Raw genomic sequence first — 22,945 nt, forward strand, 5'->3', positions numbered from 1 at the left:
TTTAGATTTTAATCAGTATAAAATATAGCCATTACCATTCATAAAAAAACGTGCTATGTTGTGAATTATAAAAAATAAATTAGATCAAATTATCTTTAAATTAGCATTTAAAGATTGAGAGGTCGGCGCTATTAAATGAAGAAGAATTTGCCCCCCAATCCCCTGACCTCATTGAAAGCAAAAATTGCGAAATATTTGCTCGAAGATGAAGTGATCATGAATTGGAGTGTCCTCAATAAATGTATTCTTATTCTGATTTTAGGCAGTTTAGTACATATCATCTGGATTATTTGGAAAAGTTTTATTCTTCTTTCTCCCAATTTATGGAATTTTGTCCATTTACCGTTACTCAAACTCCAACTTAAGCTCGATATTTTATTCTGCTGCCTTTTAATTCTAATGGTTTTTCCTTGTGCCTATTGGCATAAAAAAAAGTGGGCACAACAATGGTTGCCCTATTTATCCGTTGGAATTTTGGTTCTTTCTTTATGTCGTAATGGATCGATGATTGGTGTGCTTAGCCCCGCCACAATGGTCTCTTACGTCAGTTTAGTCACCGTGGGCTTGGTGCTGTTTAATCGTAAAATTGTTTACTACACCTTGGTCCCAGTCACCCTGTTTTTAATCTTATCCAATTATTTAAGCTTACAAGGTCAAATCAGTTACGCGCCTTTATTTAATCTAAGCACAAGTCCTTACCAAAATAAGTTTTGGATCAGTTCAATGTTGTATTTCATTGCACCTATTCTAATTATTTGTTTAATTTTATTTGAAATTTTACTCAGCCAATGGCGGCATAGAGAACAACTGATTCAACATTTAAGTCAAATTGATCCACTCACCAATACATTGAATCGACGCAGTATTAAAGCCTGTTTAGAAAAATTAGAACATAAGCCCACAAAATCTTATGCACTGGTCTTGATTGATTTAGATCATTTTAAACAAATTAATGATCAATATGGTCACAACAAAGGAGATGAAACTCTTATTCAAGTCAGTGCAGCGCTCTCACAAATTATTCGTGATAACGATGTGGTTGGTCGCTTTGGTGGAGAGGAGTTTATTCTGATTCTGCATCAGTCTTCTTTAGCACAAGCAGAAAATATTGCTGAGCGCTGTCGCCAAGCAATTCAAGCCCTGCATTTACTCAGCAATGTGGGCGACCTCATTAAGGTGACTGCAAGCTTTGGAGTTGCATTTTCCAGTACAGAGACCAACCCACAAAAATTATTAAGCCAAGCCGATAAAGCCCTGTATGAAGCCAAAGCCTGTGGTCGCAATCAAGTCAAATGCTATCGGGAACGCTTGGTCGAAGCCAAGCTATACTAAAGCACGTGTGGTTGATAAAGCTCTAAATAATTCACCCAAGCGTCTTCTTGTAATGCAGCAGTCACCCAAGCTTGCATGGCAGGATGTTGCATCATGGTTTGCATATACTGCTGCGTCGCATCACTTACAGGTAAAGCATAGCTCATTAAACGTGTCACGACAGGTGCATAAAATGCATCTGCAATTGAAAATGCACCACATAAAAAACCCTGTGCTTCCGGCCGTTCTGACCAAATCTGCTCGATGCGTGCAACATCTTCACGCAGTTCTGCATTGTCCTGCCATAAACGCTTGCCCACTTGGCTTAAATTGGCTCGAATATTCATCCCACAGGCATTACGCAAATGTGGAAATCCACTGTGCATTTCCGCAGCGATACAGCGGGCACGCGCTCGTTGCTGCAAATTTTTTGGCCATAAATTTTGCTCTGGATGTTGTTCTGCCAGATATTCACAAATGGCCAAGGAGTCCCAAAGTAGTAACCCGTCATCTATTAATGCAGGAACTTTACCATTCGGGTTAATGGCTAAAACCTGCTGCTTAAACGTGCCAGTATCACGTTCTGATGGAAAGGACAGCATGATTTCTTCAAAAGGGATGTCAAAGGCTTGAAGCACCAACCACGGACGCATTGACCAACTGGAATAGTTTTTATTGGCAATATACAGCTGATACATTTTTTATGGTCCTAGATGTTTTTGAAATACACTAACTTGTTTTATTAATTCAGCTTCGGTAAATGCGCCCGTTAAACGCAAACCACGAATTTCCTGCTGTTTCGGATCTAAAAATAAATAGGTTGGCGGACCTAAAATATCCCATTGATTCAGCAAAGCCTGATGTGTTGCATCATAGGCACTCAAATCCAGTTTAATTAAAAAATAAGGTGCTATCGCCTGCTGAACTTGGGCTGATTTTAAAACACGATGTTCAATTGGCTGACAGGCCACACACCAATCTGCGTAGACATCAATAATGATGGCTTGATCGGCTGGTGCCTTGGTCAATAAGGCCTGAAATTCGGCGGCTGTTTTCGCGATATGCCATGTTGCTTGAGTACTGCTTGGTTGAATAAAAAAGCGCTGACTTTGTTGATATTGACTATATGCCAAATAAGGAATCACCATCAGCAAAGCCAGAATATACAACCATCTAAACTGGGTTTTCTGTGTAATTAAGCGAGCAAGCACATAAACAATAAAGCTTAATCCCAAAGCCAGACTGAGCCATTGCATCCATGCTTCAGACATTAAAGGACGAATAAAATACAGCGCTAAAGCCAACATAATAAAGGCAAAAAATACCTTAATTTGGTGCATCCACAGTCCTGCTTTAGGCAGCGCTTTTGCCCCCAAAACACTTGCTAACAGTAATGGCGTGCCCATACCAAAACCCAGTGTGAACAGTAATAGTGCACCCTGCCACTGACTTTGCGTCTGAGAAATAAATAATAATGCCCCTGCCAATGGTGCAGTCATACAGGGTCCGACCAATAGCGCCGAAATCATCCCCATCACCGCAGCCCCCACTAAACTGCCGCCTTTTTGTAGTGAGTGCGCCCGATCTAAACGGTTCACTAAAGCATGTGGTAATTTAATTTCAAACAGACCAAATAAATTTAAGGCAAATAGCACAAATAGCGCACTAAAGGCAATCAGCGTTGAAGGCTGTTGTAACCAGCGCTGAAAATTCAGTCCAGCTGAAGAGGCAATTAAGCCCAAAATGGCATACACCATCGCCATGCTACAGACAAAGACCAAAGCAATCATCCATGCTTTTAAGCCTTTACTGTCCCGTACAATAAGGGAGGTCAAAATAGGTAACATCGGCAATGAACACGGCGTAAAGGCCAATAATATGCCTAAGCCAAAAAACAACAATAAGCCATAAACCAAAGAGCTTTCTGCCAATTCTTCTGACCACATTTGATCTTGAGCAGTATCCATGTCCACAGGTTGAGCAGTACTGCGTGAAGGATGATTTTCAGCGGTGAAAGTCGGCTGAGCACTTGTATTGCTATTGGCTGTTTGGGCCAGATCGAATAAACGTTGATTTGATTTGGCCTGATTTTGCAGCAGCACTAAACCATCAACATCGGTCTGAAACTCAATGGTTTGTGGTGGATAACAAATACGGTCTTGGGCGCAGCCCTGCCAAGTCACCTGATAGGTTTTTGATGCTTCGGTTGCGATATTAAATTGCACATTCTGAAAATAAACTTGCGTATGTCCATAATTTTCATCATACAAATCCGTTGCGGGCGGTAACTTTAAAGCCAGTTTTTGTGTGCCTTGTTGGACTTCAAATTTGTGCTGATATAAATAATAACGCTCGGGCATGTGCCAACTCAGTTGTGCTTCATGCTCACGATTCGATTCAACCGTAAAAGAGAAAGCATCTTCTGCGGAAAGTAATTGATCCTGCGCCTGTAAAGTCATTGAAAATAAGAAAATGACACTACAAATCAATCCACTGATTGCAGACTTGCCCAAGAACTCAAGATCTTGAAGATGCTTTTTCATATGGTTTTATATTTTTAATTAAAATAAGAAGGATACACCCAAACCTGATTGATAGCTTTTATCTTTACCATTCAAGTCCACACCAACACTTGCATCTAATTGCATACGTGTATTCAAAGCATAAATAACACCTGAACCCAATGCATATTGATAAGGCTCACTTTCGACTTTACGATAAACTAATTCAGAGAAACCTGACCATTTATCAGCAATTTTATATTCAATCGTCGGTACGGCCGTTACAGCCCAATTACTGTTTTGTACTTCGTACCGCATGGTAATAGACGTCGAAATTAAATCGCTAAAATCATAGGCAACAACAGAACTGACGCTATAAATATCATCATGATTCGTAAAGCCATCATTGCCCGTCGCTAAAATCGCTTCTGCTGCAACAGCCATCGAGAGTTTGTCATCATCTAAATTAATGGCTTTTTTCACGCCAATACTGACATCGCCCAAACCATCTTCTTCAACGGACTGACCTGCACGTTTCACTTTGGTCCATGCCGGTCCTTGCCATCCCAATTGTAACTCTAGGTCTTTGGCCAAACCGGTACGAAATAACATATCACCATTTAAAGTGACGGTTTTTTGCTTTTCACCATTCACCATCGTTTCGTTATAATTGGCGCTGGGTAAAGCTTGTTCCCATGCCAGCTTCCCGACTGGCGTAATGCCTGTCCCCATACCTGCGCCAGGGCGGTCAAAGGAAAAATCGGCAGCCATCGCATTCATGCTGAAAGCTGCGCCAAAAATAAAACCTGCTGTTTTTACTGCTGACATTTTTATCTCACTCTGATGTTGGTTCTTTTATATGAGTTCTTTGCTCATTTTAGCCCCGTGGCTACGAAGCAACTCTAAAGTTTGTTTTTCTTCAGCCAATGCTTCTGACCAGTTAATTTCATCAAAATCACAATCAAAGAATAAATCACTGATTGAAGACAAAATAGTAAGACCTTCTTCATCTTTGCTATTTGGATCAACCTTTTCTGCTAATAAGCGTTGCACCGCAGGAACACACGCTGAACTTGCAGCATCCCATAATGGACCATACAGTTCTTCTGCATCCCATAAATGTAGATTTACTTTGGCTTGAATCAGTGCATCTAAAATTTCAATATGCGGAGCCAAATTTTGTTGTTTTTCTTGCTCAGATAACGGCGTACCCGCTTCATGTGCTTCACAAATTTGTTCCCACCATTGAAACAAACCATCTGACCAAACAGAAATAGCAGGACCTTTTTCAAGATCAATAAAATTAGGATCCAGACCGTCTGCTAAAAGGCTTTGCACTTGAGCAAGGTCTAGTTCTTCTATCGCTTGCACAAAGACTTGTTGTTGCGCTGTTAACATGGAGAAAGTTCTCTTTAAATCAGTTTTAAACTATTATGCCGAATAAAAGTTGCTTTGTTTTGGGTAAATGTATAACAAGTATATTTATTCTTCATTTGGCTTGCATAACATCGGCACATAAAAAAAGCTCCGAAGAGCTTTTTTTTCTGTCTAATTTAAGCAAAATTTGGCTTAGTCATCATCGAGATCATCTGTACCATTCACATCACTGGTTTCGGCAAATTCAAGTGCTCCACCACGTGGGTTCTCTTTCTTTTCAAAGAGATGTTCAAGACTTCGTTTTAAACGATCGATCGCACCATGAATCGCTGTATCGATATTATGACCGCGATGATTGACAACCACAGGTTTCAATCCTGCTGGGCGTGCTTCAATCATACAGTTGATATCATCATCCCCACCTTTGGGACCATTTTCATCACTTAAATGGACGGAAAAATGGGTAATACGTTCACTGTGTCGCTGGAATTCTGCATTCAGTTCTGCACGAACATAAGTAATTAAACGTTCACTATTTTGAATGTTTTTATCAGTACGGATTTCAATGTTCATATAATATCATCCTCTTTATTCGAATCTTTTTTGTGCAAAACTTCTTATCTTGGCACGTTTAACTTTGCTGTCAAAAACAGCGCTGAGCATCTTCAACTTAGTTTGGAACGAATTCCTCCACATTGAACGATGAACACTTTTGAGTCTGCAGAATCGTGTCCTTATGCCTTGAATATAAGGGGCTAAGCGAAGCATATGCAAGTAGTATTTTGATATTTTTTGCAATTCCTTATAGCAAATATGTGATTCAACTTTATTGCTTAAGTTATTTGATAAATCTCATATTATTTTTTTTCGCTTAAAACGCTGCTGTACCTCGTTTTATCGGTTTTATCCGCACGTGTTTTTAAGTATTCAAGCTGTACTGCCATTTTCACCCTCGAATGTTTTAGAAAAGATATTATTTTTAGGTCATTGATCAATTTTGGCTTTATTTTTGCTTAAGAATCTGTATGCTTTGCTTGCTTCTCGGGGGAGATATTTTTTAATGAAACTTACACAAATTTTTGCTACATGTGCACTGGCTTCAACTGCTGCACTCACTCAAGCTGCACCAATCTGGCAAGATTTTAGTCTAACGGGGCTTTATGGTGAAAACTATGAAGTTGTAGATGAGAAAGAAACGACTTTAACTGTTGAATATGCAGCAAAAGTTAAATATGCAGATGTATTCTTCTTTGCTGACCGTATGCGCGGTGATAATGATCATAAATCAACTTATTTTGAATTATCACCTCGTTTAAGCTTGGGCGAAGTGACTGGTCAAAAACTTGCGTTTGGTCCAGTAAAAGACGTGTTAGTGTCTACGACTTGGGAAGGTAATAGTGAAGATGGCAACAACTTCGACAACTTCCTTTATGGTGTTGGTTTCGATCTTGATATCCCATATTTCCAATATGCGAGTGTAAATTTCTACCGTGCTAACAACGAAAAAATTAAAGATGACTATCAAATGACGCTGACTTATGGCGTACCATTTAAATTGGGCGCTGAAGATTTCCTTGTAGATGGTTTCCTTGACTGGTCTACAGCTGAAAAAAATGATCATGCAAGCGAGCTTAACTGGACCACACAGTGGAAATGGAATGTAGGTAAACACATTTCTCCAGAGACGCGTTTATACCTTGGTATCGAACATTCAGTTTGGAATAACAAATTCGGTCTAAAAGACAAAGATGAAAACAATGTCAGTGCATTGGTTAAATACCATTTCTAATCTGTATTGTTGATGTCAAAAAGCAAGGCTTCGGTCTTGCTTTTTTATTGCCCTAAAATAGGATTATTTCTACAATACAGTCTTTATTGATTCGGCATATGTCATGGACTTTCTCCTTCGTCCCGCTCAAATATCAGATCTAGAACAGATTTTGGCTATTTATAATGCTGAAATTTTAGATGGAACTGCGAATTGGAATAATACGACAAAGTCTAGCGCTGATTTTGAAACATGGTTTAGCAGCTTGATGGCACAACAATTTCCACTCTTTGTCGCTGAACATCGTGCATCGAAAAAAATTGCTGGTTACGCTGATTATTCCGCTTTCCGTCAAATTCACGGTTTTAAACAGACCGTTGAACATTCTGTCTTTATTCATCCAGACTTTAGCCGTCAAGGTTTAGGCAAAGCCTTAATGCTCAAACTGATTGATCATGCTCAGCAGCATAATATCCATGTCATGGTGGCTGCGATTGATCATGAAAATAAAGCCTCGATAGTGTTGCATGAAAAGCTAGGCTTTATTCAAACTGGTTATATGCCACAAGTCGGGAAAAAATTTGGGCAATGGCGTGATTTAGTTTTGATGCAACGCATCCTTGATTAAGAATACAAAAAAATTTGCACGGTATTGGAAAGTTTGCTTGCCTGTTTAATTGAGGATTTAAATAAAAAAGCCCCTTTCGGGGCTAAACAGAGTTAAACAACCAAATCGGCTAAATTGCCTTTTTGTTCCAACCAATGTTTACGGTCAGCTGCGCGTTTTTTTGCCAACAACTTATCCAGTAAACCCGAAGTAAAATGCGCATCGTCTAAATCGAGCTGCACCAGACGACGCGTGTCTGGATCTAAAGTGGTTTCACGAAGCTGACTGGCATTCATTTCACCCAAACCTTTAAAGCGGGTGATTTGCGGCGACTTGGTCTTGGCTTTCTTCAGCGTTACTTCTAATTCAGCCTCATCTAAAGCGTAATGCACATCTTTGCCGTCATCTATACGGAACAAAGGCGGCATGGCCACATATAAATGCCCAGCTTCCACCAAGGTCGGAAAATGTTTGACAAACAAGGCGCACAATAAGGTCGCAATATGTAAACCATCCGAGTCAGCATCGGCAAGAATACAAATTTTACCGTAGCGCAATTCTGAAAGATCATCACTGCCCGGATCTACACCAATGGCAATCGCAATATTATGTACTTCCTGCGAGGCGAGAACTTCATCGGAAGAGACTTCCCATGTATTTAAAATTTTACCGCGAATCGGCATAATCGCCTGAAAGTTTTTGTCACGTGCTTGTTTGGCTGAACCACCGGCAGAATCCCCTTCCACAATAAACAGTTCAGATTCTTCCAAAGTATGACCAACGCAATCGGATAATTTGCCCGGTAACGTAGGTCCTGCCACGATCTTTTTACGCTCTACTTTTTTTGCGGCTTTTAAACGACGACCCGCTTTCGCAATCATCAATTCAGCAAGCTGCATCGCAATATCAGAGTTTTGATTCAACCATAGTGCAAAAGCATCTTTGGCAATATTCAATACAATACCCGATGCTTCACGACTGGAAAGACGTTCTTTGGTTTGCCCCGAAAATTGCGGCTCTTGGAATTTTAATGACAGAATATAATTTACCCCGTCCCAAACATCTTCCGCAGACAATTTTAAATTACGCGGTAGCAAATTACGCAGTTCACAAAATTCACGCATCGCATCGGTCACACCTGAACGCAAACCATTGACATGCGTACCCCCTTGGGCGGTGGGAATTAAATTGACATAGCTTTCTTGAACTTGCTCGCCACCTTCAGCATTCCAGCAAATGGCAAATTCAGCACTGGCACGTTCTGCTTCTCCAGTCGCGACAAAAGCTGGACATGGAATAATGTCGCGATCCTGCAATTCATCCATCAAGTAATCAACTAGGCCATTTTCAAATTGCCATTCAATTTTTTCGTGATTAATTTGATCGAAATAAATAATTTGTAAGCCTGCGGCTAACACGGCTTTGGCTTTTAAATTATGTTTTAGCGCTTTTAAGGAAAATTTGGGTGAATCAAAATATTTGGCATCTGGCCAGAAATGAACAGTGGTTCCTGAAGCGCGTTTCGGTGCTTTACCTTCCAGCACTTCAAGTGGTGAGACAGGTTCACCATGCTCAAAGGCCATTTGGTAAAGATTACCATGCCGCTGTACAGCAACTTCGACTCGATTGGACAGTGCATTGACCACGGAAATTCCCACTCCATGCAAACCACCAGAAAATTGGTAGTTATCGGTGCTGAATTTCCCGCCGGCATGAAGCTTGGTCAGGATAATTTCAATCCCACTTTGGCCATATTCCGGATGGATATCGACGGGCATGCCACGACCATTATCTTCTACCGCCAAAGAACCATCTTTATACACCGTCACGGTAATTTTATTGGCATGTCCTGCAAGTGCCTCATCCACTGCATTATCAATTACTTCTTGTGCCAAATGGTTTGGACGAGTGGTATCGGTATACATGCCGGGACGACGACGTACCGGATCTAAACCAGATAAAACTTCAAGTGATTGAGCCGTATATTGAGACACGTTGTACTGTTTCCTTATTTTATACAATCCGATAAAAACTGTAATGCCATCGGTATTTTGTCTGCGAAATTATCCATCGCATGATTGCCATTCGCTTCAGTCATGATCATCGACTGATGCGCAGCATTGCTATAATAACGCTGTGCTTCACGATAATCTAAAACTTCGTCATCTTGTTGCAGTAACACTAAAATTTTGTCTGCATCTTGCACAAATGGCACAGCCATCTGTTCGAGTTGATCAAGTTGTGTCTGATCCAAAGTCCATTGGGCATTCACCACATAGGGCAGCTCACTGCCAAATAAATCATGAAATAATTGCCATGGTCGCATAGCCGGATTAATTAAAACAGCAGGCACAGCATGTTTTGCGACCAATTGTGTCGCATAAAAACCGCCAAGACTACTGCCAATTAAGACCACTTGATCTAAACATGCAATCATCTCTGAAACGTATGCTAACACCTGTTCTGGTGGCATATTTAAATCAGGCAAATGAACATGATGCTGATTTTGACAAAATGCCTGAATGTATTGCCCTTTGATTGATAAAGGACTACTTTGAAATCCATGCAAATAGATGATATTCATTGCTTTTTATGACATATTAATCGGTTTAATTTAAGTTATAAAAAATAAGATGCCTAGCGCAACTTTATTTTAATGTGTATATAACAGCAATTGTCAGACAAAAAAGTGAAAACTTAACGCACATCCTCGTTATTGTAAAAGCTATTCGAGATGAATCATATTAAATTAAAAGCAACGAATTGATAGCGTGAGCTTAAAAAAAATAAAGTGCCTCAGATGTAGTGCTATAAAAGGGATAGGATAAAATGCCAAGTTTAACACCATTGCATGAAACCTATTGTAAATGGGATCGTACACCACCAAGCCAAGCCGATGTATTAGAGGGGCTTGCTCAATTGGTGACGACTCGTTTAGGGGATGTGGTGCAAGACCTTATACAAGAGATTCAACGTGAAATTTTGATTAGCTTATTTGGGATGAGCGAACAACGCTCGAAAAAAATACAAAACATTCCCTATATTGACAAATTGTACCAGTTTGCCTACGACACCTTACTCAATTATGGTCATTATTTACTTGCACCAAGTTTACGTCAAATTATTGAAAAATATCCAAAATTACATGAAAAACCACTGACCCCTGCACTGCATTTTTTAGTGGGGGCTTTAAACGGGGTGCTGGGTGATTATTTATTAAAATATCAAAACCCGCTTGCGCTTCCGATGGTGATCTACGACCACTATGCTGAACTGCAAAAAGGTGATCTTTCAGGGCGTGTCGTTATTTTTACCCATGGCTTATGCATGAACCATTTGGAATGGTCAAACCGTCGATACGGGGGCATTGGTGAAAAATTATTGGCTCAACGTGACCATAACACCATGCTGTACTTAAACTACAATACTGGACGCCGTATTTCTGCCAATGGTCGCAGCCTTGCCAACACGTTAGAAGATTTGATTCAGCGTAACCCTCTGATTACCAGTATTGATTTGATTGGACATAGCATGGGGGGCTTAGTGTTACGCAGCGCCTTATTTTATGGCAAACAAAATATGCATCAATGGATGCACTTAACTGAAAATCTAGTCTGCTTAGGTTCACCGCATCATGGTGCTGTTTTAGAACGTTTTGGTTTTATTTTACAGGATCGACTGGGGCACTTCCCGTTTGTAAAAATCGTCCGACATATTGTGAATATTCGCAGCAATGGCATTCTAGATTTACGTTATGGCAGCGTGCGTGATGATGATTGGGAACATAATACTGCCCGCATTGGTGGCATGGATGACAATCGCAAACCTGCTCCCCTACCTTCGCATATCAACACCTTTTTGGTTGCAGGCTCTGTTGTCTATGAAAATAGGAAAAACCGGCACTTCGACCTATTAGGTGATTATTTAGTCAGTGTTAAAAGTGCGTTAGGAGAACACCCTAATCCACGTTTTCAATTGAAGCTGCCTGAATCAAATAAAGCCATTTTCTATGGCATCCATCACTTTGAAATTCACTATCATTCCAATGTGGCTGAACAGATTGTGAGATGGTTTTATCCGCCTCCTGATGCACCAATCAAAGAACAGGTTCATGAGTATAGGATGCAGTTAACAGATTTATCCAACAGTGCGCCAACTTAAATGAATCATAAAAAAGCCACCTTTTGGTGGCTTTTTTGGCTGACAATTTTTATTTCTTCTTCACTGCTTTAGGCGTAGTCAAAGCATAGTTACGCAATAATTGCCACACACTCACCAACACTAATACGGCAAAAAATAAGAATGACCAGACAGGTAAAGATTGCCCTAAAAAGGTCCAATCAACCACTGCACATTCACCAGAACCGGTTAAAACCTGTTGGAAAACCGATTTTAATGGCAAGGTATTGAGCCAATAATCTAAGCCCGGACCGCAGCTCGGCACTTGATCAGGTGGCAAGTTTTGCAGCCAAACATGACGTGCGGCCACACCTGCCGACCAAAGAATAGACAGCGTTCCCAAAAAGGCATAAACGCGTTTTCCAGCATTTGAACTTGGGTTATGAATAAAGGCCAGCAAAGAAATAAGCCCTAAACCAATTAATCCAATGCGCTGAAAGACACAGAGTGGACAAGGCTCAAGACCTTGTACATGTTCTAAATACAACGCAAAAGCCATACCAATCACGCTGGCTAAAAATAAAAAACCACTTACGAAGCGATAACGCCATTGCATGGCAAATCCTCTTAATTTTTATCGATAATCAGCAAGATATTGCTCAAAACTGAGGCTGCTATCTTGTTCAAGTTGCTGTTGTTGTTGCAATGACTGCACAGCTAAATCATCAAAATATGACAATGTATCTGGGCTTAATGGATGTTGCTCATAGCTCATGGCATGTTGTTGTGCCATCAAACTACCAAAGCCCCATGTACCGCCATTTTCTAACGTATCGGCAATCACTTGTGCAGACAGCGTTTCATCTACTTCATCAATACGTTTAAGCATCAACGCTAAGGCAGCTGAATACAGATTTGTGCTATAGGTTGCGTCCAGTAAATCAGCCAAAGGTTGCATGGTGATGACTTGCATGCGGCTCCATGCTTCAATCGGATGTTCACCTGTCGCATCTATAATAGATGCATTGGGTGCACGACCACGATTGACCACTTCCGCTTGATTACGCTCAATCTGCAATTGTTCTTTGTCTAATAAATCGGGGCTATCTTGCAATAAACAATGCAGTGCTAACACTTCCAAAAATGCCGCGGTATTTTCATCGATGCCAATTGAACTGTATGGATTGACATCCACGGCACGTAATTCAACATAACCAATGCCACGATTTTCAAGCGCTTGCGATGGTGTTTCACCCGCTTTAGGCACTTGTTTCGGACGCACTAAACTATAGTATTCATTTTCAATTTGTAGCACATGATCATTAATTTGAATCGGCTCACCCTGTTCATCGGTTAAACCTAAATGACTAAACGGTGCATAAGGCGTTTTGACCGCTTTCTGTAAACCTTCTAAATAACCCGACATGGTATTGTAGTGAATACCCAACTGTTTCTGCGCTGAATTTTGATAGCCAAAATTGCCCATGCGTAATGCTGTGGCATAAGGCAAAAACAATGTGCCTTTGAGTAAAGGCAATAAGTGATGCTCGCGCCCAGTCATAAAACACTGACATACCGAAGGACTTGCGCCAACCAAGAACATCACCAATGGAGTTAAACGAATAAAATTACGAATTAAAGCAAAATAACGATGACTACGATAATCCTGTAAGCTCAAACTTTTTAAAGCCTCATCGCTCTCATGCTGTTGCAGTGCTTCAAAGACTTGATCAGGGAAAGATAAATTATAATGCACCCCTGAAATAGTCTGCATGCGACGACCATAACGCACGCCTAAACCATGACGATACAAGGTCTTAAAGCGACCAACATTCGACGTTCCATATTGAGCTAAACGAATGTTTTCTTCCTCATCATCCAGCATACACGGCATCGACAACGGCCAGAGCTTTTCACCATTTTCTAAATGACGATGTGCAATCGCATGAATATCGGCTAAATAATGTAATGCTTTTTTAATGCTGTCTTGTGGAGGGGTAATAAACTCCATCAAGGCTTCAGAATAGTCCGTGGTAATGTGCGGATGTGTTAAAGCCGACCCGAGTGTTTTTGGATGCAATGCTTGCGATAAAAAACCATTACTTTGCATACGCAGGCTTTCACGCTCAATACCGCGCAACATGCCTTTAAACAGCGAAGAATCCACCCAAGTTGGCAATACAACGTGAGAGGTCGATTCGGGTTGACTCATTACAATCTCGCTTATCGGAAGATAACTACTAAAATAAAATCATTAGTTTATAGCAGTATAACGTGATTTGGGACTGTCACATGATCTGCTATATATTTTTCAAGTAAACCGTCAACTATATTTCTGGCAAATTTTTATCACAAAGTTACTCTACAAGACATCTAAATTTTGTGATTGTATTGCATAATAAGTGCTAAAGAATTGTAAATATTATGAATTATTCAGATATTTTGGACTTTTGGTTTCATCCAGACACTCAAGCCTACTGGTTTGCAAAAAATGATGATTTTGATGGATTAATTCATCAAAAGTTTCAGGACATACATCATCAAGCTGCACAAGCCGAACTCTGGTCTTGGCGTAAAAGCGCTGAAGGTCGCTTAGCTGAAGTAATCATACTGGATCAATTTTCGCGTAATTTGTTTCGTGATCAGGCACACGCCTTTGCCCAAGATGCTTTAGCCTTGGCACTGGCCCAACAAGCCATTGACCTAGGTGTAGATCAGCACTTAAATCCAGAACAACGTGCTTTTTTATATATGCCCTTTATGCACAGTGAATCGAAATTGATCCACGAATTTGGGTTAAAATTGTTTCAACAATTAGGCCAGCCTATAGGTCTCGATTATGAAAAAAAGCATAAAGTCATTATTGATCGTTTCGGGCGCTATCCGCATCGTAACCAAATTTTGGCGCGTACCTCGACCGCAGAAGAACTCGAATTTTTAACGCAACCCAATAGTCGTTTTTAAGTATTTATTGTGCCCCCTCCCTTGCACAGTAAATCAGTATGGAGGTTTAACATGAAGAATAACTTTATCGGTCTGAGCATGGGACTCGCCATTGCCCTCTCTGGCTGTGCCATGACGCCTTCAAAACCCCTGACTTTTGACCAACTCGGTCAATTCAGTAACACACCTTTGAATGCCCAATCCTATCGCATCAGTTTTCAGGCCCGTCCCAATATGAGTTTTGGTACAGCGGAAGAAATTACCTTGGTTAAAGCCGCGCAAACCACACTACAAAACGGATTTCGCTATTTTAAAGTGCTGAATGATCCGAGCAATATCAACCAACCACCCCGCAAAGCGGTGGTCTATCCAACCCCAATGTACGCGCCATACGGTTATTATCGTCGTTACCCAGGTTTCTGGCCTGACCCATTTTATGACATGCCACAAGTGGTCACGATTGACCCCGTGCAAGTTTCCTATACCATTGAATGCTATAAAGATCAGAAAAAAGCACCGAACGATGCTTTTGATGCCAGTTTAATTTTACAGTCTCTGGGTCAAAAATATGGACTCAGCCCAACGGGGCAAGTCTTAGCACCGCAAATGCCGACCACAACAAAATAACCTGATGTTACACATCAACAGGAAGCTTGCATGAGCACAGCGGAAGCAGAAACCACCCCAAGTTTGCAACGCAGTAAACGCCTTGCCACCATTGCCTTAATCATGGCGATTGTCACATGGTTAATCCTGATGGTGGTTGCCAAGCTCCTTCCTGAATATGTGTGGCTGATTCACATTTTAATGCTCGCTGCTGAAGCAGGGGTCGTGGGTGGTTTAGCAGATTGGTACGCCATTACCGTGTTGTTCCGCAACCCGTTTGGCAAAATGCCGATTCCTAAATTTTTACTTGATCACACTGAAATTATTCCACGCAATAAAGCCCGTATTGCAGAATCGATGGGACGCTTTGTGCAAGAAAACTTTTTATCGCCACAAGTGGTCGAAAGAAGTCTACACCGTACTGACATTAGCCTTGCTGTGGGGCAATGGCTGGCTAAAGCTGAAAATAACCGTCAAGTGACGCAAGTCATTCAGCAAACCGTACCCAAGATTTTTGAATTTGTTGGACAAGAACAAATTGGGCGTTTCATTCAAAACAATAGCGTGCAATGGGTGCGTAACACCCAAATCAACACCCTCGCCAGTGAAATGCTGCGTGCCGTTTTAGAAAATGATTTCCATCAAGATGTATTACAACACGGACTCGACTTGGCGCATGAATGGATGCTTTCACATCCAGAAGAAACCCGTGAACTGACCCATAGGTTATTCAAAGAACTGGGGGTGTTAAAACTGGCTAAAGGTGCCAGTTGGATTGGCATTGATGTACAACAACGTACCATTGATTCATTGATCGAACGGGTTGAATCCATGCTGGCCGACCCAGAACATCCGTGGCGACAACAGATTGAAGAAATTGGGCATCAGCTCATGCTCGAACTGGCAGATGATGAAAGTAGCGCCAGTCATCGTTTAAATAGCAGCAAAGATGCCTTACTTGATAGTCCACAAGTGCTGAATTTTATTAGCGGTGCGGTGGTGATTTTATGTGATGCGATTAAAGCGGATTTACTCAAAGCCGACTCAGGCATTGCAGAAAATCTACGGGTCGCCATTCAACAAGTCGGTGAAAATATTATGTCCAATCAAGCCGTACGTGATCTGCTCAATGAAAAAATGAGTGGCATTGCCATCAATTTAAGTGACCAATACAGTGAAAAAGTCATTCGCTTTATTAGCGAGCGCATTCATGAATGGGATTCACGCGAAATGATCGACAAAATTGAAAATGAAGTCGGTGGTGATCTGCATATGATCCGCGTCAATGGCGTGGTGGTCGGTGCATTTATTGGTTTGGTGCTTGGAATTATTCGTGCTTTGGTTGATTTAGTGCTGTAAAAATAGCTCTAAGAGAAAAAATCATCTTCTAACAACAGGCAAGCTGCACACTGAGAATTGTTTTATTTCGGTTCATTCGGAGGAGGCATATCCACCAGTTTACTGGTCAGTTTACGCACAAAAGGTAAAAGGATCAGCACTATGGGAAAAGCAAAAGCCCACGAAATCATCCAGTTGTGCAACCACAAACTGATAAAACCGTCGATCCAACCCAAATTGCGCAGCATATTAATAAAAGAAATAATGCCACTCATCAGACAAGACAACATAAACGGCATCACCACCGTGGCCCATTTTGCAGGCAGCTTAGGAATATTGCCGATAATCATAGGTCGTTTAGATTGCATATGCTCGACTCGAATTTTTTTGACGTCCTCTAATATGCCATAAATCAGGCTTTTTTGAGTATTTTCCTGATTTTATGCCCTTCCTCTTTCGCTAGACTGTCGGGTAAGTTTTATTCAATACAAATGGGTTTACCTAAAGACGGCAAAATTTGCTATATTCATTGTTTTTCCGCGACATTTATTTTTCGACTGATTATGAATACGGCAATCCAAGCAGCTCTCGAACATGCAGTGCAATCTCTTCAAGCTGAAGGTGTACTCCCATCCGACTTTAATAACAGTGGTAACTTAACGCGAACCAAAGACCGAAGCCACGGTGACTTCGCGTCAAATATTGCAATGATTGGTTCTAAAGCTGCGGGTATGAAGCCTCGTGATCTCGCGGAAAAAATCCTCGCACATCTTCCCGAAGTTGCCGATATCAGCAAAGCAGAAATCGCAGGCCCCGGCTTTATTAATTTCTTTTTAAATGCCGACCAACGCTTTGCTGTACTGGATCTGGTTCAAGCACAACAAGATCAATTCGGTCGCACCAGTGCAAATGCAGCCAAACGTGTTCAAGTCGAATTCGTTTCTGCTAACCCGACATCAAGCCTCCATGTCGGTCATGGTCGTGGTGCCGCCTATGGTATGACGGTTGCCAATCTACTTGAAGCAACGGGTGCAACGGTTGACCGTGAATACTACGTCAATGATGCAGGTCGTCAAATGGACATCCTCGCAACGTCGACATATTTACGTTACCTTGAGTTAACCGGTCAGGAATTGGTTTTCCCAAAAAATGCCTATCAAGGTGACTACGTTAAAGAAATTGCGCAAAGCATTATCGACCAAGATGCTGACGCATACGTGCGCCCTGTGGCTGAAGTCTATCAAGATGTGCCAGAAGATGTGCAATATGCGGCTGAGCCAGATAGCGATGGCAATAAAGTGGTGCTTTCAGGTGACAAAGAAAAACACATCGATGGCTTAATCTATAATTCACAACGTTTGATTGGCGAGGGCTACCGTGTTTTCCATCAAGCGGCGTTAAAAGCCATTCTTGATGACATTAAAGATGACCTTGGCGAATTCGGGGTGACTTTCAACCAATGGTTCAGTGAAGCCAGCTTGACTGAAAAAATTGATGAAGCACTGCAAATGCTGGATCAACGTGGTTTCTTATATGAACAAGATGGCAACATCTGGTTTAAATCGACTGAATTTGGCGATGAAAAAGACCGTGTTGTGAAACGTCGTAATGGTCAAACCACCTACTTTGCATCGGACATTGCCTACCACTTAAATAAATTACAACGTGGTTATACCGATATTGTCGATATTTGGGGTTCTGACCACCATGGCTATATTGCCCGTGTCAAAGCAGCCATTGATGCGCTTGGTTATGACTCGAAAAAATTGACGGTACTTCTGGTGCAATTTGTCAGCCTATGGCGTAGCGGTGTGATGGTACAAATGTCATCACGTTCAGGTCAGTTTGTGACGTTACGTGACCTACGTAAAGAAGTCGGCAATGATGCCGCACGTTTCTATTACGTGATGCGTAAATCTGAACAGCACATTGACTTTGACCTTGACCTTGCTGTTTCACAAAGTAAAGACAATGCGGTGTATTACATTCAATATGCCCATGCACGTATTTGCCGTATGCTCGAAAAAGCAGCCGCGACTGATGTGAATTTTGATGCCGTGAATGCACGTCAATTTGCAGCAAAACTTGATCTTGATGCTGAAACGGAAATTTTAGCCAAACTTGCCGCTTATCCTGAAATTGTGATTCGCGCAGCAAATAGCTATGAACCACATCAAGTCGGTAATTATCTGAAAGAATTGGCTGCATTATTCCACGGTTGGTATAATGAGCATAAAGTACTCAATGATGATGCTGAACTTACGCAAGCACGTTTATTGCTTTCAGTAAACGTACAACAAGTGCTACGTAATGGTTTAGAATTATTAGGTGTATCCGCTCCTGAGAGCATGTAATATTTTACATTGCTGCAAGACAAGGACAACCTCCGAGTGAGCATGGCAACTTTGCTATGCTCGCTAAGTGACGACTATTGTCTGCGTCCGTATGTGAAATAATACTGGGTATGGCTCCTCATGTGAGCCATGCTTAAAGCACAACCAATTGAATATTAGAATAATGAGGTTCACAAGTGTTTGGAAAAACGCAGCGCGGTGTATCAGAGCGACCAAATAAGCCCAAAAAGCCATTGATTCCGACATGGCTCGGGACGCTTGTGGTCATTTTAATCGTGTTGAGTTTTGCAGTCGCTTTAATGCTGTGGAAACCGTGGGAACCTGTTAAACCCAAAAATCAAATTAATTCTGAACATTACCAAGAAGACACCAATAAAGACTATCGTTTCTACGATTTATTGCCTCAACAGCAAGTCACGCCTATTCCTGAACAAGCGGTGCCTGAAAGTAAAAATTCAAGTACTGTCGTCATTGTTGAAGCACCAGAAGCAGAACCTGCGATCAATACCCCAGTCACAGAACCAAGTCTTGAAGCATCAGAAGCACCCGTTGCACATCAGCCCAGTTATATCCTTCAAGTCCGGAGCTATTCGGACCCAGATAGTGCTGATGCTCGACGCGCTGAAATTATTTTAAATGGTCTGTCTGCCGATGTGGTTAAATCAGTGGAAAATGGTCAAACTTGGTATCGTGTTATGTCGGGTCCTTATGATTCACCTGAAGCTGCAATCATGGCCCAGCAAACATTACAACGCAGTGGTATTGATTCGATTGTAGTGAAACGCTAAACCCCAGATATGAAAAAGCGCCTAATGGCGCTTTTTTTGACCTTGCCCGACTCTTCCTCATTTAAGAGAAGGACCTCCCCCTTTGAAAAAAGGGGGAATGAGGGGGATTTATATAATTCAAGAGGTAAAATCCCTCCCTTGCGCACTCGAAATATATTTCGAGGATGCTCACCTTTAAAAAAGGGAGACTAAAAGCATTTAAACCGTATGGCCTAAAGCTTCACCCATCACCACCGTTGAATTGGCTTTAAATGCGGCATCCCATGCCATTTTATCTTGTTCAAATAAAATGACTGCGGTCGAACCTAAATAGAAACGCCCCAATTCTGCACCTTTTTCAAGGAATAAGTCATGCTGATTGAGTTCCAAACGCCCGGTAGGTTTGACCTTGCCTGTCGCGACAGTTTCAATACCAGCCACAATCATGGCACCGACTAAAACCACGGCCATACGACCCAATTCCGTATCAAACAAACACACCATGCGTTCATTGCGCGCAAATAAACCCGGAATATTTTCCGCAGTGGTTTGATTGACCGAAAATAATTCACCCGGCACATACAGCGTTTCAGTTAACGTGCCTGCAACAGGCATATGCACACGGTGGTAATCTTTAGGGGATAAATACACTGTTGCAAACTGACCATTTTTAAATGGTTCAGCCAATTGTGGATCAGCAATTAATTTTTCTACCGAAAAAGTTTGACCTTTAGCTTGGAAAATGTCGCCATCTTCAATGCTACCCAATTGTGAAATTGCACCATCTGCTGGAGAAACGATACTTTTAGGATCAGCATCAATCGCGCGTACACCATTTTTTAGTGAACGAGTAAAAAATTCATTAAATGATTTATATTTCAATGCATTGCTTTGTTCAGCAATGGACATATCAATGCCATATTGAGCTTTAAACGCCTGAATCACCGTATTTTTGACAATTGGGTTTTCACTGGCTGCAAGTTTGCCCACCACACGTGATAATTGATGTTGTGGCACAACACGCTGTGCTTGAATAAAAATTTGTTTTTTTAAACGTGATGTGAAGCTCAAGATGGTAACTCTCCGGTAATAATCGGACTATCGAGGCGGTTGCCCCATTCACTCCACGCACCATCATAAGCTTGAATATGCCAACCGAGTAATCGACCCAAAATATAAGCTAACCCTGAACGGTGATGTGACTGACAATACACCACGACAGGTTCATTTAAATTGAATCCCAATTGTTCTAAGCGTTGTTGAGTGCGTTCTAAGGGATGCAATTTTAAATGATTTTCACGGTTAAGGGCAGTACTCCACTCAAAATGTCGGGCATTTGGAATGTGACCGCCGCGTCGCGCTGCAAGTCGCAGCCCCGTGTATTCATCTTCTGTGCGGCAATCCCAGATTTGGATTGTATTGTTTTGCACTTTATCCAGCAGTTCGGGATATTCAATCCGGTATTGATCAATATCCGTTTGATTTATTTCAAACAAAGTTTCGACAGGGGTTAATTTTTCCACTTCTGACGAGGTTGGATAACCCGCAGCCAACCAAGCATGAATGCCTCCATTGAGCAAACTGGTATTTTTAAAACCTAAGCAATGCAGATTCCAAATTAAACGCCCTGCCCATGCACCACCTTCATCGTCATAGACCACGACATGATGCTCTGGAGAAATATTGAGATATTCAATCAGTGCTTGTAGCGCCTCCACATCTGGCAGTAAACCTGAAGCTTGCTCTTCTTGGCGCAGCAACTGCTTAGGTTTGACATGAATCGCATGCGGAATATGCAATTGATCATAAACAGAACTACGGCTTAAATCGACAATACGTAATTTATCATGACCCAAATGTGGCAACAGTTGTTCTGCTTCAATCAACAGCGCAAAATTAAATGTAGATACAGTCATACTTTTCGAGTTTTATTTAGATCAACAGTTACGATCTTAGCACAAGTCATTTTCACTATTATTCTGATTTTTTGCATTCATTTAGCAAAAAATCAGATATAGCAAAGCGACCTTTATGTGGTTTCAGTAATTTGGAACACCTGACGTAAATACGCAAGGAAAGTATCATTATCGGTCATGGTTTTGCCGGGACTATCAGAAATTTTCGCCACCGACTGACCATTACATTCGACCAGTTTCAACACAATATTCAAGGGCGTTTGTCCCATATCATTGGTTAAATTGGTGCCAATACCAAAACTCACTTGGAAACGATCTTTAAAATATTGATGTAAAGCCCATGCTTTTTCTAAATTCAATCCATCACTAAAGGTCAGCATCTTACTTTTGCTATCGACTTTCAGTTTTTTATAATGTGCGTAGGCTTTATCGCCCCACTCATAAGGATCGCCACTGTCATGACGCAGACCATCAAATAACTTTGCAAAATACAAATCAAAGTCACGTAGGAAAGCATCCATACCGACCACATCGGTCAACGCAATGCCTAAATCGCCACGATATTCTTGCACCCATGTTTCCAAGGCGGCTTTTTGAAAATCACGTAAACGTACATCTAAAGCTTGGAAGGCTTGCAGGAATTCATGTGCCATGGTGCCGATTGGGGTCAAACCCAACTCTTTAGCGATCAGGACGTTACTGGTGCCACGAAAAATATAAGGCGCAGCTTGATGAAAAGCTTCAATCACATGTTTTTGCCAGTCATAACTATAACGACGACGGGTGCCAAAGTCGGACACTAAAAAGGGTGGATCATTCGGCTGCTGTTGTTGTTGATATTGATTCAGCAACACCATTTTGGCCTGTAAACGGCGTTCGCCTTCTGCCAAAACCGCATCACTACGAATACGGCGGAAATACAATTCATTGACAATGGCAAGGACAAAAATTTCAAACATCATCGCTTGAACCATCGGGCCTTCAACCCAAATATCCAAACGACCTTCTGAATCAATACTGGCTTTAATAAAACGACGCTTCAGTTGGAATAATTCTAAATAATCAACAAAGTCGCTTTTGATAAAACGTAAACTCCGCAGATAAAGCAGCTCATCTTCTTTAAACTTCAGCTGACATAAATAATCCAACTGCTCATTCAAATCATGCAAAATATCCGTCAGTGGATAAACCGTATCTTCCAAATTACGGCAACGGAAATGATAGACACTATGCGTTTGAGGGAACTTATGTAATACCACCTGTAACATGGTAAATTTATACAAGTCGGTATCTAATAATGAATGAATAATTGCAGACATATAACTTTCAGTTTTTATC

22 protein-coding genes are annotated in these 22,945 nt (G+C 41.3%); 9 read left to right on the top strand and 13 right to left on the bottom strand.

Annotated elements, in window-relative coordinates; genetic code table 11:
* The first annotated feature begins 135 nt into the window (after nt 1–135).
* Nucleotides 136–1,332 carry a GGDEF domain-containing protein gene (locus F994_RS12210; RefSeq protein WP_004650799.1) on the top strand — a complete coding sequence of 399 codons (1,197 nt, stop codon included), beginning with the start codon at nt 136–138 and terminating at the stop codon, nt 1,330–1,332.
* Here F994_RS12210 and F994_RS12215 read toward each other — a convergent pair.
* The 5 genes from F994_RS12215 to F994_RS12235 all read right to left on the bottom strand — a co-directional run bounded on the left by F994_RS12215 (nt 1,329) and on the right by F994_RS12235 (nt 5,762).
* Nucleotides 1,329–2,009, bottom strand: coding sequence for a glutathione S-transferase family protein (locus F994_RS12215; protein ID WP_004650800.1), 681 nt, complete (start codon nt 2,007–2,009; stop codon nt 1,329–1,331). The genes F994_RS12210 and F994_RS12215 overlap by 4 nt on opposite strands.
* Before the next feature lie 3 nt (nt 2,010–2,012).
* Nucleotides 2,013–3,854 carry a protein-disulfide reductase DsbD gene (dsbD, locus tag F994_RS12220; RefSeq protein ID WP_004650801.1) on the bottom strand — a complete coding sequence of 614 codons (1,842 nt, stop codon included), beginning with the start codon at nt 3,852–3,854 and terminating at the stop codon, nt 2,013–2,015.
* Nucleotides 3,855–3,872: 18 nt separating this feature from the next.
* Complete coding sequence (locus tag F994_RS12225; protein WP_004650802.1) at nt 3,873–4,640, bottom strand: transporter; 768 nt, start codon at nt 4,638–4,640, stop codon at nt 3,873–3,875.
* A gap of 27 nt (nt 4,641–4,667) precedes the next feature.
* Nucleotides 4,668–5,210, bottom strand: a complete 543-nt coding sequence (locus F994_RS12230; protein ID WP_004650803.1) for an ankyrin repeat domain-containing protein — start codon at nt 5,208–5,210, stop codon at nt 4,668–4,670.
* 171 nt (nt 5,211–5,381) lie between these two features.
* Nucleotides 5,382–5,762 carry an HPF/RaiA family ribosome-associated protein gene (locus tag F994_RS12235; protein WP_004650804.1) on the bottom strand — a complete coding sequence of 127 codons (381 nt, stop codon included), beginning with the start codon at nt 5,760–5,762 and terminating at the stop codon, nt 5,382–5,384.
* Between the two features lie 487 nt (nt 5,763–6,249).
* Between F994_RS12235 and F994_RS12240 the strand changes: the two genes are divergently transcribed.
* Both F994_RS12240 and F994_RS12245 read left to right on the top strand, forming a co-directional pair.
* A complete protein-coding gene (locus F994_RS12240) occupies nt 6,250–6,978 on the top strand; it encodes an outer membrane protein OmpK (protein WP_004650805.1) in 729 nt (242 codons plus the stop codon).
* 103 nt (nt 6,979–7,081) lie between these two features.
* Complete coding sequence (locus F994_RS12245; protein ID WP_004650806.1) at nt 7,082–7,585, top strand: GNAT family N-acetyltransferase; 504 nt, start codon at nt 7,082–7,084, stop codon at nt 7,583–7,585.
* 92 nt (nt 7,586–7,677) lie between these two features.
* On the opposite strand, the gene parE is transcribed toward F994_RS12245, so the two are convergent.
* Together parE and F994_RS12255 are read right to left on the bottom strand one after the other, a co-directional pair.
* Nucleotides 7,678–9,558, bottom strand: coding sequence for a DNA topoisomerase IV subunit B (gene parE, locus F994_RS12250; RefSeq protein WP_004650808.1), 1,881 nt, complete (start codon nt 9,556–9,558; stop codon nt 7,678–7,680).
* A gap of 14 nt (nt 9,559–9,572) precedes the next feature.
* Entirely contained in the window at nt 9,573–10,148 is a 576-nt protein-coding gene (locus tag F994_RS12255) for a YqiA/YcfP family alpha/beta fold hydrolase (RefSeq protein WP_004650809.1), read from the bottom strand.
* Between the two features lie 245 nt (nt 10,149–10,393).
* On the opposite strand from F994_RS12255, the gene F994_RS12260 reads away from it, so the two are divergent.
* Nucleotides 10,394–11,725, top strand: a complete 1,332-nt coding sequence (locus F994_RS12260) for a PGAP1-like alpha/beta domain-containing protein (RefSeq protein WP_004650810.1) — start codon at nt 10,394–10,396, stop codon at nt 11,723–11,725.
* A 49-nt stretch (nt 11,726–11,774) separates the two neighbouring features.
* Here F994_RS12260 and F994_RS12265 read toward each other — a convergent pair whose 3' ends face one another.
* A complete protein-coding gene (locus tag F994_RS12265) occupies nt 11,775–12,299 on the bottom strand; it encodes a disulfide bond formation protein B (protein WP_004650811.1) in 525 nt (174 codons plus the stop codon).
* A gap of 18 nt (nt 12,300–12,317) precedes the next feature.
* Nucleotides 12,318–13,895, bottom strand: a complete 1,578-nt coding sequence (gene gshA, locus F994_RS12270) for a glutamate--cysteine ligase (protein WP_004650812.1) — start codon at nt 13,893–13,895, stop codon at nt 12,318–12,320.
* A 212-nt stretch (nt 13,896–14,107) separates the two neighbouring features.
* Between gshA and F994_RS12275 the strand changes: the two genes are divergently transcribed.
* Genes F994_RS12275 through F994_RS12285 form a run of 3 tightly spaced genes read left to right on the top strand, consistent with a single transcriptional unit; the run spans nt 14,108 to nt 16,591 of the window.
* On the top strand, nt 14,108–14,647 hold the full coding sequence (locus F994_RS12275) for a DUF924 family protein (protein WP_004650813.1): 540 nt from the start codon (nt 14,108–14,110) through the stop codon (nt 14,645–14,647).
* A 51-nt stretch (nt 14,648–14,698) separates the two neighbouring features.
* Complete coding sequence (locus tag F994_RS12280) at nt 14,699–15,253, top strand: CC0125/CC1285 family lipoprotein (protein ID WP_004650815.1); 555 nt, start codon at nt 14,699–14,701, stop codon at nt 15,251–15,253.
* Between the two features lie 30 nt (nt 15,254–15,283).
* Nucleotides 15,284–16,591 carry a DUF445 domain-containing protein gene (locus F994_RS12285; RefSeq protein ID WP_004650816.1) on the top strand — a complete coding sequence of 436 codons (1,308 nt, stop codon included), beginning with the start codon at nt 15,284–15,286 and terminating at the stop codon, nt 16,589–16,591.
* 62 nt (nt 16,592–16,653) lie between these two features.
* Here the strand turns inward: F994_RS12285 and F994_RS12290 are convergent, their stop codons facing one another.
* The gene (locus tag F994_RS12290) at nt 16,654–16,938 is read right to left on the bottom strand and encodes a DUF2798 domain-containing protein (protein WP_004650817.1); all 285 of its coding nucleotides are present in this window, start codon (nt 16,936–16,938) and stop codon (nt 16,654–16,656) included.
* Between the two features lie 195 nt (nt 16,939–17,133).
* Between F994_RS12290 and argS the strand changes: the two genes are divergently transcribed.
* Nucleotides 17,134–18,924, top strand: a complete 1,791-nt coding sequence (argS, locus tag F994_RS12295; protein ID WP_034697172.1) for an arginine--tRNA ligase — start codon at nt 17,134–17,136, stop codon at nt 18,922–18,924.
* A gap of 176 nt (nt 18,925–19,100) precedes the next feature.
* The gene (locus F994_RS12300; protein WP_004650819.1) at nt 19,101–19,712 is read left to right on the top strand and encodes an SPOR domain-containing protein; all 612 of its coding nucleotides are present in this window, start codon (nt 19,101–19,103) and stop codon (nt 19,710–19,712) included.
* A 198-nt stretch (nt 19,713–19,910) separates the two neighbouring features.
* Here F994_RS12300 and asd read toward each other — a convergent pair whose 3' ends face one another.
* The 3 genes from asd to pncB all read right to left on the bottom strand — a co-directional run bounded on the left by asd (nt 19,911) and on the right by pncB (nt 22,926).
* On the bottom strand, nt 19,911–20,762 hold the full coding sequence (asd, locus tag F994_RS12305) for an archaetidylserine decarboxylase (RefSeq protein ID WP_004650820.1): 852 nt from the start codon (nt 20,760–20,762) through the stop codon (nt 19,911–19,913).
* Complete coding sequence (locus F994_RS12310; RefSeq protein WP_004650821.1) at nt 20,759–21,607, bottom strand: sulfurtransferase; 849 nt, start codon at nt 21,605–21,607, stop codon at nt 20,759–20,761. The genes asd and F994_RS12310 overlap by 4 nt, the downstream gene beginning before the upstream one ends.
* A 113-nt stretch (nt 21,608–21,720) precedes the next feature.
* Nucleotides 21,721–22,926 carry a nicotinate phosphoribosyltransferase gene (gene pncB, locus F994_RS12315; protein WP_004650822.1) on the bottom strand — a complete coding sequence of 402 codons (1,206 nt, stop codon included), beginning with the start codon at nt 22,924–22,926 and terminating at the stop codon, nt 21,721–21,723.
* Nucleotides 22,927–22,945: the final 19 nt, after the last annotated feature.

The sequence above is a fragment of the Acinetobacter bohemicus ANC 3994 genome (assembly GCF_000367925.1).
Taxonomy (GTDB): domain Bacteria; phylum Pseudomonadota; class Gammaproteobacteria; order Pseudomonadales; family Moraxellaceae; genus Acinetobacter; species Acinetobacter bohemicus.

What these genes read in the sequence shown, in the direction of transcription:
- argS (WP_034697172.1), top strand. Translation starts at nt 17,134, where the DNA reads ATGAATACGGCAATCCAAGCAGCTCTCGAACATGCAGTGCAATCTCTT.
- dsbD (WP_004650801.1), bottom strand. Translation starts at nt 3,854, where the DNA reads ATGAAAAAGCATCTTCAAGATCTTGAGTTCTTGGGCAAGTCTGCAATC.
- F994_RS12245 (WP_004650806.1), top strand. Translation starts at nt 7,082, where the DNA reads ATGGACTTTCTCCTTCGTCCCGCTCAAATATCAGATCTAGAACAGATT.
- F994_RS12280 (WP_004650815.1), top strand. Translation starts at nt 14,699, where the DNA reads ATGAAGAATAACTTTATCGGTCTGAGCATGGGACTCGCCATTGCCCTC.
- F994_RS12240 (WP_004650805.1), top strand. Translation starts at nt 6,250, where the DNA reads ATGAAACTTACACAAATTTTTGCTACATGTGCACTGGCTTCAACTGCT.
- F994_RS12255 (WP_004650809.1), bottom strand. Translation starts at nt 10,148, where the DNA reads ATGAATATCATCTATTTGCATGGATTTCAAAGTAGTCCTTTATCAATC.
- gshA (WP_004650812.1), bottom strand. Translation starts at nt 13,895, where the DNA reads ATGAGTCAACCCGAATCGACCTCTCACGTTGTATTGCCAACTTGGGTG.
- F994_RS12225 (WP_004650802.1), bottom strand. Translation starts at nt 4,640, where the DNA reads ATGTCAGCAGTAAAAACAGCAGGTTTTATTTTTGGCGCAGCTTTCAGC.
- F994_RS12310 (WP_004650821.1), bottom strand. Translation starts at nt 21,607, where the DNA reads ATGACTGTATCTACATTTAATTTTGCGCTGTTGATTGAAGCAGAACAA.
- F994_RS12230 (WP_004650803.1), bottom strand. Translation starts at nt 5,210, where the DNA reads ATGTTAACAGCGCAACAACAAGTCTTTGTGCAAGCGATAGAAGAACTA.
- F994_RS12215 (WP_004650800.1), bottom strand. Translation starts at nt 2,009, where the DNA reads ATGTATCAGCTGTATATTGCCAATAAAAACTATTCCAGTTGGTCAATG.
- F994_RS12285 (WP_004650816.1), top strand. Translation starts at nt 15,284, where the DNA reads ATGAGCACAGCGGAAGCAGAAACCACCCCAAGTTTGCAACGCAGTAAA.
- pncB (WP_004650822.1), bottom strand. Translation starts at nt 22,926, where the DNA reads ATGTCTGCAATTATTCATTCATTATTAGATACCGACTTGTATAAATTT.
- F994_RS12265 (WP_004650811.1), bottom strand. Translation starts at nt 12,299, where the DNA reads ATGCAATGGCGTTATCGCTTCGTAAGTGGTTTTTTATTTTTAGCCAGC.
- F994_RS12275 (WP_004650813.1), top strand. Translation starts at nt 14,108, where the DNA reads ATGAATTATTCAGATATTTTGGACTTTTGGTTTCATCCAGACACTCAA.
- F994_RS12260 (WP_004650810.1), top strand. Translation starts at nt 10,394, where the DNA reads ATGCCAAGTTTAACACCATTGCATGAAACCTATTGTAAATGGGATCGT.
- F994_RS12235 (WP_004650804.1), bottom strand. Translation starts at nt 5,762, where the DNA reads ATGAACATTGAAATCCGTACTGATAAAAACATTCAAAATAGTGAACGT.
- F994_RS12290 (WP_004650817.1), bottom strand. Translation starts at nt 16,938, where the DNA reads ATGCAATCTAAACGACCTATGATTATCGGCAATATTCCTAAGCTGCCT.
- F994_RS12210 (WP_004650799.1), top strand. Translation starts at nt 136, where the DNA reads ATGAAGAAGAATTTGCCCCCCAATCCCCTGACCTCATTGAAAGCAAAA.